Source organism: Psychrobacter sp. 1Y1, from assembly GCF_051847395.2.
Lineage (GTDB): Bacteria > Pseudomonadota > Gammaproteobacteria > Pseudomonadales > Moraxellaceae > Psychrobacter.
The window spans coordinates 1-11,515 of record NZ_JBPYDF020000003.1; the positions used below are offsets into that span (position 1 = coordinate 1).

Annotated in this window: 11 protein-coding genes and 1 pseudogene; 7 read left to right on the plus strand and 5 right to left on the minus strand. The window is 36.5% G+C overall.

Annotated elements, in window-relative coordinates:
• The 3 genes and pseudogenes from ACS8FA_RS27845 to ACS8FA_RS27855 all read left to right on the plus strand — a co-directional run.
• A pseudogene (locus ACS8FA_RS27845) lies at positions 1–287 on the plus strand (DNA methylase); the annotation flags it as partial.
• Positions 280–1,362 carry a restriction endonuclease gene (locus ACS8FA_RS27850; protein ID WP_439267386.1) on the plus strand — a complete coding sequence of 361 codons (1,083 nt, stop codon included), beginning with the start codon at positions 280–282 and terminating at the stop codon, positions 1,360–1,362. The pseudogene ACS8FA_RS27845 and the gene ACS8FA_RS27850, both read left to right, overlap by 8 nt.
• 156 nt (positions 1,363–1,518) lie before the next feature.
• On the plus strand, positions 1,519–2,151 hold the full coding sequence (locus ACS8FA_RS27855) for a recombinase family protein (protein ID WP_439267388.1): 633 nt from the start codon (positions 1,519–1,521) through the stop codon (positions 2,149–2,151).
• Between the two features lie 28 nt (positions 2,152–2,179).
• Here the strand turns inward: ACS8FA_RS27855 and ACS8FA_RS27860 are convergent, their stop codons facing one another.
• From ACS8FA_RS27860 to ACS8FA_RS27870, 3 genes are all read right to left on the minus strand, one after another.
• Positions 2,180–2,455 (minus strand): hypothetical protein, encoded by a 276-nt coding sequence (locus ACS8FA_RS27860; RefSeq protein WP_207990662.1) that lies wholly within the window; start codon positions 2,453–2,455, stop codon positions 2,180–2,182.
• Positions 2,456–2,523: 68 nt separating this feature from the next.
• Positions 2,524–3,117, minus strand: coding sequence for a hypothetical protein (locus ACS8FA_RS27865; RefSeq protein ID WP_439267390.1), 594 nt, complete (start codon positions 3,115–3,117; stop codon positions 2,524–2,526).
• A 134-nt stretch (positions 3,118–3,251) separates the two neighbouring features.
• Positions 3,252–4,052, minus strand: a complete 801-nt coding sequence (locus tag ACS8FA_RS27870; RefSeq protein WP_439267392.1) for a hypothetical protein — start codon at positions 4,050–4,052, stop codon at positions 3,252–3,254.
• 373 nt (positions 4,053–4,425) lie between these two features.
• Here ACS8FA_RS27870 and ACS8FA_RS27875 point away from each other — a divergent pair, with 373 nt between their 5' ends.
• On the plus strand, positions 4,426–4,923 hold the full coding sequence (locus ACS8FA_RS27875) for a plasmid replication DNA-binding protein (RefSeq protein WP_439267394.1): 498 nt from the start codon (positions 4,426–4,428) through the stop codon (positions 4,921–4,923).
• Between the two features lie 24 nt (positions 4,924–4,947).
• On the opposite strand, the gene ACS8FA_RS27880 is transcribed toward ACS8FA_RS27875, so the two are convergent.
• Together ACS8FA_RS27880 and ACS8FA_RS27885 are read right to left on the minus strand one after the other, a co-directional pair.
• Entirely contained in the window at positions 4,948–5,883 is a 936-nt protein-coding gene (locus ACS8FA_RS27880; RefSeq protein WP_439267396.1) for a replication initiation protein, read from the minus strand.
• 300 nt (positions 5,884–6,183) lie between these two features.
• The gene (locus tag ACS8FA_RS27885; protein WP_439267398.1) at positions 6,184–8,355 is read right to left on the minus strand and encodes a MobA/MobL family protein; all 2,172 of its coding nucleotides are present in this window, start codon (positions 8,353–8,355) and stop codon (positions 6,184–6,186) included.
• A gap of 254 nt (positions 8,356–8,609) precedes the next feature.
• Between ACS8FA_RS27885 and ACS8FA_RS27890 the strand changes: the two genes are divergently transcribed.
• The 3 genes from ACS8FA_RS27890 to ACS8FA_RS27900 form a co-directional block, all read left to right on the plus strand.
• Positions 8,610–8,879: a mobilization protein MobS gene (locus ACS8FA_RS27890; protein WP_439267400.1), complete on the plus strand. Its 270-nt coding sequence runs from the start codon at positions 8,610–8,612 to the stop codon at positions 8,877–8,879.
• A gap of 281 nt (positions 8,880–9,160) precedes the next feature.
• Positions 9,161–10,282 carry a DNA methyltransferase gene (locus ACS8FA_RS27895; protein ID WP_439267401.1) on the plus strand — a complete coding sequence of 374 codons (1,122 nt, stop codon included), beginning with the start codon at positions 9,161–9,163 and terminating at the stop codon, positions 10,280–10,282.
• Between the two features lie 14 nt (positions 10,283–10,296).
• On the plus strand, positions 10,297–11,515 hold a 1,219-nt coding region (locus ACS8FA_RS27900; protein ID WP_522902007.1), incomplete at its 3' end, for a DNA methyltransferase.

Here is an 11,515-nt window from a genome sequence, read left to right on the forward strand (position 1 = left end):
CTTACCTGATGTATAGATATTTCTCAGACATGCAAGCTATGTTTAAATCAGTGAAAAATAGTCTCAAACTTAATGCTCCGTTTGCTCTAGTTGTTGGTCACAATCATACAACACTAGGTGGCAAGAGGTTTGATGTCGATACTCCTGAGCTGCTTAAGGAAGTGGCTTTATCTGTTGGGTGGAAACATCAAGAAAGCTTTCCTTTACAGGTCTACCATAGATATGATCTGCATAGCAAAAATGCTGTAAAACATGAAACCCTTTTAATATTGAGAAAAAATGATTGATTTTGCCATACACCCAGATGTGTATTCTGTTGGGCGCTTCTCCGGCTTGATGCCGATGCTTGAAGATACTTGGATCAAATCGCATACTCCAGGAGATGGAGTAATATACTTAATCTCTGGATTTGCAAATTTTAATGGTGGTGCTAGATTCTATAAGTTATTTAAAGAGCATACTGAGTTAGGGGGAAAAATAGTATCGTTTCTTGGTGGAAGCACTGGTCAAAGGTTATCTAGCAAGCAAGTTGTTGAGGCACTGCTAGAGTGCGGCAGTGAAGTTCATATCATTAATAGAAAAAGACTGTTGCACTCTAAATGTTACGGGATTAAAGACTCTAAAGGTCAGAAGCTAATTGTTACTTCTGGAAATTTTACTGGTCCTGGAATGTCCCAAAATGTAGAGTCAGCAATATTACTGGGGAATGAAGAAGTAAGCTCAATGAGTTTTCAATGGGAAGACGTAGAGCTTTCAATAAAGTCTCAAAAATGGCAAATTCATACTCCAAGTTTATCGGATTTAACCTCTCCAGCTTGGAAGCTTCTCTATGATGAGTCGTCAAAAAGGGTCGATTTAGAAGAAACGGAAACTGTAACTTTATTAGTTTTGTTGGGGAGAGCTGATACAGCAAGAATCCAAGCAGAAGAAGGGACCAAACAAGGTTTAGGTTCCCAGTACTTCTGGTTAAGTAAAGATTCATTTAGCTTTTTCCCATCATTAAATATAAAAAATAAAAAGGGCTGGAAAGGAACCCTTTCTACTATGATAAAATTAAGATACGTAGATTTAAACTTAGTAAGTAATGAAAGGGTTACTTTTGAAGCTGAGAATAACCTTGATTTTAGGCTTGGCACAGGAAAGCTAAGGTATAGTAAAGTAGCTGCTTCAGGTGATATGGCTTGTATATCTAGAGTTGAAGAAGATTTTTATGAGTTAAGAATATTTAAAAAAGGTTCGATTGAGTTCAATAAATTACAGAATCATGCAATTAACTATATTGGACATCAAGGAAAAAGATATGGTTATATTGATAACTCAGAATTTGAACAAATAGCTAAAGTAAGACTAAATAAACAATAGAGATAATTTAAGGTTCTACATAACTTGTGCCTACGCTTACAGCAAATTTAGCATACCCCAAGGGAACCAGATATTTCATCCTTCAAACCTATTAACAGACCACTTAAAACAGACTGGTATAATGGAACCACTTATAACAGACTATTTTAGGTATTTATGTTTATTAGAGCGTATCTACGAGCGTCAACCAAAGAACAAGACGCTAAGCGTGCCAAAAGCGAGCTTATAGCATTTGCCGACGATCATGGCCACAAGATTGCGGCATTCTATGTCGAGAATGAATCAGGAGCAACACTGGTACGCCCAAAGCTGATGCAGCTGATCGAAGATGCTCATAAGGGCGATGTTATCTTAGTTGAGCAGATTGATCGCTTAGCGCGTTTGAACCAAGCTGATTGGGACACTCTCAAAAGAATGCTATCGGAAAAGAAGCTATCTATCGTATCAAAAGAGCTTCCCACCTCATATATGGCGCTTCAACCTGAAAGCAGCACTGAATTTATGAGCAGTGTATTGCAGGCCATTAACTCGATGATGCTGGATATGCTTGCAGCCATTGCTCGAAAAGATTATGAAGATCGCCGTAACCGTCAAATGCAAGGTATTGCTCGAGCTAAAGCAGAAGGTAAGTATTCAGGACGTAGAAAAGATACCGAAAAGCGCAAGATTATCGCTAGTCTGCTCAAATCAGGTCATAGCTATTCTGATATTCAAAAAATGGCTAAGTGCTCACGGCATCTGATCGCTGATGTGGCTAAGAAAATACCTAAACTGATCACTACTCATTAATCCACTATAAGTAGATCAATAAGCCTTTTTAGATGGTTCCCTTGGGACATACTGTTTTAAACTGGCTAATAAACTGTTTTAAGGTGAAGCCCTCACTTAATGGACTATTATTATTGACTTGCTCAGGTGTTAAATTATCAATAAAAGGTTGCTCATTTTTTGAAGCGCCTCTACGAACAACCTCGAACCTCATAGGAATTTCACCTGATTTATTGGCACGTCTAAGTGTCAGATTTTTAGACTTAGCCAAACTGAGTAGTTCATTATAGTTATCTCCACGAGTAGTGGTTTTCTTAGTTAACATATTTATCTATAACCTAATTTTATGAGTTTTTAATGAAAGCCACTGTGTGAAATCTCTCTAATTGTTAATCACCACCAGAGCCATTTAAACTCTTTAGATTCAGCATCCCATTCAAAGTTACTACCAAAATACTCTCTTCCATCGTACTTTATATGTTTGACTATGTCCGTATCTATATACTCATGATAATAAATTTCTAACTTTGTTGGGTCAAAATCACTACTAGATATAATCTGATTTTCTTCAAACTGTAGCCCTTCAGTAGTTTCCTTAGCCATGAATATAGCAGTACCTGAAGGTAAATCCATTATCATCCTAGTAGATGAACTAATACATTTTGTCTTAATTCCAAGTTTTTCTAAGGTACCTAGATCAAGGGCACATTCCCAATCATCACCTCCATTCTCTAAATCTACACTTAAAATACAATCACTAGTTAATTCTGCGCCTGATATACGCCACAAATTATCCACATCATACAGACAACCACCATTAACAAAATCGTGCTCTTTAGGTATTTGTAGATTACTTGATCCAGGGTCGTCTAAATATTCAGCATATTCCTGTAAGTCAATGTCTTCATTTTCGAAATACTCATAAGTATCATTTACTACTGTACCGGCGTAAATAAATGCACCGTAACCTCTTAGTGCAATAATCATTACTATCTCCTCAATTAAATAGTGTGCACATACGTTTGTTTTTTACCTTTTATTGAGACTACCAAAATAATTTTCTAATGCATAGTATGTAGATCTTATTTACGACATTATACGTCGTGTCCGACATAATTCTACTATTTAAGAGGCTTTGATAGGTTATATAGCTCGCTGCATTTTTTTCCATATTCACCCATGTTGATACCCATCTGTGCAAAAGACTGAGCTATCCCAGCTGAAAATCTCTTATTATTAAATTCTAGAGTTACGTTAGAAAATCTAGAATAGTTAACAGCTATTCCACCCTTTACTTTTGGCAGCTTGAATGCATGATCCTCTTTAAAAACTATATAAGGCTGTAAGAGTGTTTCAAACACTTTGCCACAAAATACAACGTAATCTCTTTCTTGGCTCGTTATTGTGTCTAGCAAGATTTCAACATAAGGTTGCAATGATTCTTTTGCAGATTCAACCTTATTAGTTTCGAAACTATTCGATCCGAAAGGCAAAAGTTCAAGCTGTAGCTTGTCATCTATTACTTTTTCTAGGTTCGAAAAATTACCATTAGCATCATTAAAATTGATAACATTGAATGGTTTTATAAACTTCACTTGCTTAGCGTCAAAAGAAGACTTAAGTTTTATCGTAGTGTCTTCACCATAATGAATTTTTCCATAGTATCTATGAAACCCAAAATATTCATCAAAGTCAGTGAACTTAAAGCTCTCTTCATGTACATTTGAATAATTGTCTACTTGTTTAGGTTTAAGATGTACTAATACAAACTTTGCTTCAGGGTTACCGAAAAAATATGATGGATACTCATTATGATTGACATGCATTTTGATATCTTTCGATAATTTCTCTGCACGGCTTATTTTACGAGTTGAGTGAAACTCCTCGAAATCGCTCTTCATAATGCTGATCAGTCTTTCCATAATAAAACCTTTTAAAGTAAATGCTTAATTGATTTGCCATAGGCATGATCGAGACTATCTTAGATACTGTCCAGAAAGGACACTGTGAAATATATTCTCATCATTTAGATGATTCAAGTCCTGATTAGGGAACCGTACCTATTTAATATGATTAAAATCTCTCAAGAATCAAAAATCAAATTTTTCCTATAAATGGCAATAAAACATGATATTTGTTCAATAAAATTGACAATATATATCTGAACCCTCTAACTTTCGTATAAAGTATTTATGATTTGCCTCATAGGTAGGTTAATGCGATAGTTGTCCACTGAACGTTCTGAACAGTCGTATTGTACAGAGCTTAAAAACGTACTTGGACACTAGGTGAACAATGAACATATCAGTGACAAAAGCAGCAAAGGAATGGGGTATATCGAGAACCACAATATATCAAAAAGTCAATGATGGCGAGATTTCTAGAACAGCAGACAAGAAAATTGACACTGCGGAGATGCTTCGAGTATTTGGAGAGCCTTTGTCCAAAAAACGTACTGAACAATCACTGAACGTTCTTGATAGTACGCACTTGGACAGTCAAGCTGGACAGTCTTGTACAGCGCTTGAACACCAATTAGATTTAGAGAAGTTAAAGAACGAACACCTTCGACAGCAAGTCAGCGAACAAAAGCAGCTGATAGAAAATTACCAACAACAGATTAGTCAGCTAAACAAGACACTGGATAAAGCCAACGCTAGTATTCACGATTTTGCTCAGGTGAGGTTACTAGAATTCAAGCAACTTTCATCAGATGATGAAGCACAGCCAGAACAAAAATCAACGATGACACCGGCAACTGCTTCTAAGAAGAAAAAACGGTGGTTCTTTTAATTATAATTCGTGTTGAACGAGATATTAGTGTTTGACCTTTGGTAAATAGCTTTCTAAGCCTTTATTAAGTTTGTTAAAACTTTCAGGCTCTCGCTGTATGATATTAATCATTTCACGCTTAAATGCATCAGTATGCATTCTGCCGTCATAGCTTAGGCTTGGATGGTTGTTATAGTCATTCATAAATTGCACGTTATCGACGATGGACTGAATGGCGGACGGTGACAAGGTATCGTCTTTATTGGTTAATTTGTCTAATGTTTTTTTATGGAACTTGAGTATTAAGCCTTTATATCCCTTACCTCTAGCTTTCTTTTTATACTCCACACTAACTCTATAGTTTGTATTTTCGTTGATATCATTTATTGCTTTTTCGATCACGTTATCTTTTAGCTGCCCGAACTGTTTATATTTGTTCTTGACGTTCATTACGTACTTTAGCTCCTCTAAGCTAAACTCTTTGCTGTATTGAAACTGATTGACCCACATGACTATTAATTCATACATTCTGATTGAGTGAATACTCGACAGTTCACCTATTTCCAATAACCTATACTTAGTAAAGTTAGCTTTAAGTTGCGTTAAATATGGCAGTATTTTACTTGCAAATGATAATACAACTTCTCCGTTGTCAGGATCATAGATAATACTACTGACAAGCCTTGTTTGAAGCGTCTTATTTTCAGGCAAGTTCATTACAATATCAACGTCATACAAACGCTTGCTTGCACTCTCTATGTCACGATAAATATTCTGCTCATTCTTAGACTTTTTACCAAAGAAGAGTGATTTCATATCATCAACTGACACTTTGTATTCTGTATCTTGTGTGACCTGCGGCGCATCAGGTCTGCTATCAATTTGACTGATACAAGCGAGTATTAGCTCTTTGTCTGTCTTTTGCATAGTGTACGTTGCTAAGATTAGATCATTTGACTGGACAACTAAGTTATTTTCCATTTTCTCATCCTGCTCATTTACTGTTTTTATAAATGTATAAGGTATATTAGCATCAATAACATATTATAAAAACAGCACTTTCTATATAACTGTTTTTTCTGCTCATTTACTGTTTTTTCTGCTCATTTACTGTTTTTTCTGCTCATTTACTGTTTTTTCTGCTCATTTACTGTTTTTTCTCTCTGTAACATATTGATTTAAAAAGGTAAAAAAGCTTCTTAAACAGGATTAAACAGGATTAAACAGGATTAAATAAAAACCTTTAAAGAAACGGGGGGAGTAAAAAAGTTGTGGATAAAATTAAAAAGGAGAAGGAGAGAATCGATTGGTAGGACTAGCAATCTCTAACTTCTGACTAAGAACTCTTAAACCGTCATTAATATTTATCAAATCGCCGTCAGAGAACTTTTCAGCGTAATCAGTAGTAAATCTACCTAAACTGTCTCCAAGCTCTCTAACGTGCTTCTGGACGCTATCATGGTTCATTAAAGTATCCAGTCCTTTGTAAGCAATCTCGTATTGCTTAGCTGTCAATCTAATAGTCCGATTGATATGTTGTTCTGCTAATGCTCTGTTCTCATCTGTTTTTTCACTATTATTTGCATATTTAGTCAGTGCAACTAGATAAGGTTGAGCTGTCATTATCGTTGCAGTCACTCTGCTAGTATCATTTCTACCTAATCTTGTTTGATACTGTTGTACCTGTTCAGCTCTTTGTTTGTCTACCTTAGCGATAAAATCATAAAAGTCTGCTGTAACGGTTTGATGGTGAGATCTTTCTTTTTGGTTATCTACTAATATGTTTATAGCAGCTAGGTTGTTTTGCATGACCTCAAGACTAAGCATATCAACGACTAGCTCGTGTTTCTCTAGATGCTCTTTCTCAATCGTATGAATACCTAGAGAGTGCGCAAATTCATTAAGTATGGCAATTTGTCGATAATCGAACTTCTCTGGGTAATGTTCCGATTGGTCGTTACGTCCTTTACGTAATCTTTTACTGTCGTGATTGCGCATGAGCAGTCGGTAAGCTAGAACCTTTTTCTTGTCTAACGTATCAGCTTTGATTCTTCTAGTATTTTGTTCTGCTTCACTAGCGTATCGAGCTGCGTCTCTAGTTTTTTGATCAATTTGTCTTTTTCGCTCATGAAAGGCTCTTTCGTATTCGTTGTCGAAAGGGCTTGGGGCTGGTTTTGCTTCTTCTCTAATTCTTGTTGTGTTTCCATCAATTTTAGATGATGTTTTCCTGTCTCTTTTGTTAAATCCATCAATGAGACCTGGTAGTTTTTCGCATCGTGTAGCTGCCCATTCACCGATTGATAAGACTCTCTCATGCTTTTTAGCGATTTCATCAATAGTTTTTGGTAGTTTTTCGCATCGTTCAGCTGCCCAATTATTTGCTGATTTTGCGTCTCTAACGCTGTCTGCGTTTGCATCACCGACTCGTTGTGTTCTTTCAATGATTGATTTTGTGCCTCTGATTCTGTCAGTGCTTTCTCCAAGCTTACGACTAACTCGATCAATGATTGATTCTGTGTTTCTAGCTCTGTCTGTGTTTTCATCAACGATTCGTTGTGTTCGATTAATTCGTTCACTGTTCTCTCTCTCAATTCTGTTAGACGCTTCTAGCACCAAGCTATTACGCTCCGCGATCATAGCGTTAATCTCACCACGGATCGTCACTGGTGCGATGCCAGTAAATTCCTGCTCATTATCTAAAGCTTCTTTTTTAGCCTTTTCGTATGCGTCACGCTCTAGCTTGGTCGCAACCGAACCCATTTTAAGCTGCGGCTCAATATCTTTGCCTTGGTCTGCATAGCTACGGCAATCTATTAAATCGTGCTTATGCTCAGCTAACTTCTCATTAGCAATCTGTTCCCACAGCTGACGAATTTCTTGAAGCTCCTCATTGACTCGTTCTATCTCAAACCCAAGCTGACGACGCTTCGTATCGGACAACTCAATATCGGCTTTGTCAGTCAATACAATCTCGTTGTTATTACCTATTACGGCTTTACGAGTAGTAAACATGATATGAGCATGAAAGTTACGAGGGTCAGCACCGCGATCAATCTCTCTTTGAGTCGGTCTGTGAATAGCGCAATCTGCAATCGTGTCGTAACGGTCGGCTAGTTCTTGGGCGAACCTATGTGCTATGTCTTTGCGATCTTGTTCGCTTAACTCATGCGGTAAATTGACCAACCACTCTCTAGCCACTCGCGCATCTTTTCTTTTTTCTGCGCTCTCTGCCTTGTTCCATAAATCGCTACGATCAATAGTAACGCCTGCATCAGCTAACGCTGACGGCAAAATAATATCGGCACTCATGACACCTGAGCGTTTAGAGTAATCGTGCGTCTTACCGTAACGCTCATCTGCTAGTTTTTCCCCTGCCCGATAACTAGCAGAAGCAACAGCACTTTGTCCGCTACCTCGTGATATTGATTTAGTCGATGCGAGAAAAATAGCCATTTTCAAACACTCATGCTTTTGCTTTTTAGTACTACGTCTTTTCGTAGTGCGGGGGTGTGGGGGCTTTGCCCCTGCCGATGTTTGACTTCATAAATGGTTGACCGTAGGGAATAAACATTTGTGAAGTCGAAAACTCGCACTTAGTCAGTGGGACTCAACTATCCGTCAAATAACTATATCATAAACTGTTGTTAGATACTGGCGAAGTTGCTATAGTCAGATGATTAAATAACTCACTAATTTAGGAGAAAGGTATGGGTTTACTAGGTGGTGGTGACTTAAAAGAGCAACAAAAGATTAACGAGCTTGAACTTAAGATAAATAGAGAGAAACAGAAGTTAGATAAGAAGCTGACACGGCAGAAAATACTACTAGGTGCTTTTCTTGTGGACGCTTTAGAAAATGATTCTGTACAGGGGCTAAAAGAATATACAGCTGACAATCTATCGAATTTCCTGACCAGACAGATGGATAAGGATTTAATGGCAGATTTAATAAAGGAGCTTGGCTGTAGGTCTAATTAACTGTGCTAAATAGGTGACAGTAGACAGCATTTATATGTCTTGATGTAACGTAGAGCAGTTGATGAAGGTTCGTGGTATTTGGCGTAGTAAGGGTGAAATAGTGCGTTATATGGTAATATTAGCGGTCTGTTTCTAGAATTAAAAAGGTGCGTCCCCATTAGTAACTTACTCGTTTAGTTCCTACTCTCATACTATATGCTTGTATTTGGATCACTCAAATTTTAGCCTACCTCATTAGCCAAAACCCACTAGAATATAAAAATATATATTGAACTCAAAATATGACAAAAAACTACAGCCCTACATTAGAAGAAATCAATTGGAATTTTCCTGACTCAGGAAAATCAAGAGGTATCAACAATATTCACCCATACCCAGCCAAGTTTATACCTGAAATTCCAAAAAGTTTAATTGATATCTTCCCTCCTCCTGAAGGTACTATTGTGTTAGATCCATTTTGTGGTAGTGGCACAACATTGTTGGAGGCGCAAAAAGCAGGGTTTGAATCCCTAGGTGTTGACTTAAATCCTATTGCATGCCTTATAACGTCTGTTAAAACATCCACTCTTAATACAGTTTTATTTGAAAATATAGCTGATAGCGTTATTAGGAAAGCTCAATCCTCATTAGAGAAAGTGGAATTACCAGATATACCTAATCTGAACCATTGGTTTAAAGAGGATATTCAGATAGAAATAGCTAAGTTACTGATTGAAATAAGAAAAATAGAAGATAAAAGCATTTATGATGCATTGCTTTTATCTCTCTCAAGTATTTTAGTGCGAATATCAAACCAAGATAGCGACACCCGATATGCAGCAGTAGAAAAAAACTTAAACGCTAATTCTGTCTATGATATTTTCAAGAAAAGCATATTGCAGATAAAAAAGACGAAATCTGAATCTATTTTAGATTTTCCACAAGCTAGAGTTATTCAAAAAAATATCTTAGAGGTCACTAAAAGTGATATTGAGAAAAAAGTGGGTTTAGTGATCACATCCCCACCTTATCCAAATGCTTACGAGTACTGGCTCTATCATAAGTATAGGATGTTTTGGCTTGGGTATGACCCTCTTGAAGTTAAGAAGAAGGAAATCGGAGCAAGAGCCCATTACTACAAGAAAAACCCACCAACAAATCAAGACTTTCAGGATGAAATGCAGTATTTATTACAGTTGATTTGGGATTCCCTCGTGGATAACGGTAAAGCCTGTTTTATTATCGGAAGATCAAAAATTCGTGGTGAAATTGTAGATAATGCTGAGTTAATAACTAGTGCAGCATATAAAGTAGGTTTTACTAGAATTGCAAAAATTGAAAGAGAGATAGCTCCTTCAAGAAAGTCGTTTAATTTGTCTCACGGTAAAATTAAAGTGGAACACATACTTGTATTTAACAAATAAGTTGGCTGATATATATGTCTGATATAAAACTGCACTGGCATAACCATAAGTATTTCCCCTATGAAAAAGAGCTCGGAATAAGAGAGGTAAAGACACTTTTATCAGAGACGGATATTATCTGCAATGACGAGTCAGTTACTATAAAATCAAGCGGCTTTACCGAAAAACATTTGGATAGACTAGTTTATTTTTCTGATTACACTAAAGACGGCTACACAGTTGAAACCTTGCAGAGAAGGCTAGAAAGATCATGTGCTATTACAGGTAATCATAGAAAACAATCAACAAGATATTCTGTACATGGAATTCATGAATATAAAGGAAAATTCAACCCTCAAATAGTAAGAGGTATATTGAATATCTTAAATATTAAAGAGGGGTCTAAGCTTTTAGACCCTTTTTGTGGAAGTGGAACTACTCTTGTAGAGTCAACTCATTCGAATATGGAAGGCTATGGTACAGACATGAACCCATTAGCAATATATATATCGAATTCTAAGTTATTAGCTCTAAATACTAAAGCGTCAATATTACTAGAGCACTTCCAAAGTATTTTTGAAACGTTCAATACTACAATTATTAGCGATCATGAAGATGAGTACACTGAGTACTTAAGAGACTGGTTCCCTGAAGATAATTACAATATTATTGAAAGGCTGAGAGGTAGTATATTGAAAGAGGGAGGTGATTATAAAAGCATATTTTTTGTTTTAGCTTCCGATATACTGCGTGATTACTCTTTACAAGAACCCGCAGACTTAAGAATCAGGCGAAGGAAATCACCTTTTCCTGATATACCATTCATGGAAGCTTTTAAAATTAAGTTCGATAACTTCCTTGCTAATTTATCAGCTTCTCAGGATATTGTAGGTTTAATCCATCAGAAGGGTTTTGCAACACTTTGGGATTCTAGGGAATCAATACTAGAAGTTGATACTTTAGGTGGTGGAAAGTTTGATGTTGCAGTTACAAGTCCACCATATGCAACTGCTTTACCTTATATTGATACACAAAGGTTAAGCTTGATATGGTTAAGGTTTTTAGATAAAAAGGAAGTAAAAAACCTTGAAGCATCATTAACTGGTAGTAGAGAGCTGTTAACCAAAGCTAGGAAAGAACTACATCATGATTTCCTAAATAACACATCAAACTTAACTGAATCAGTTTATAAATACTGTTTAGAATTAAATGAATCTTTATCTGAGCATGATGGCTTTAGGAGACAAGCGGTTC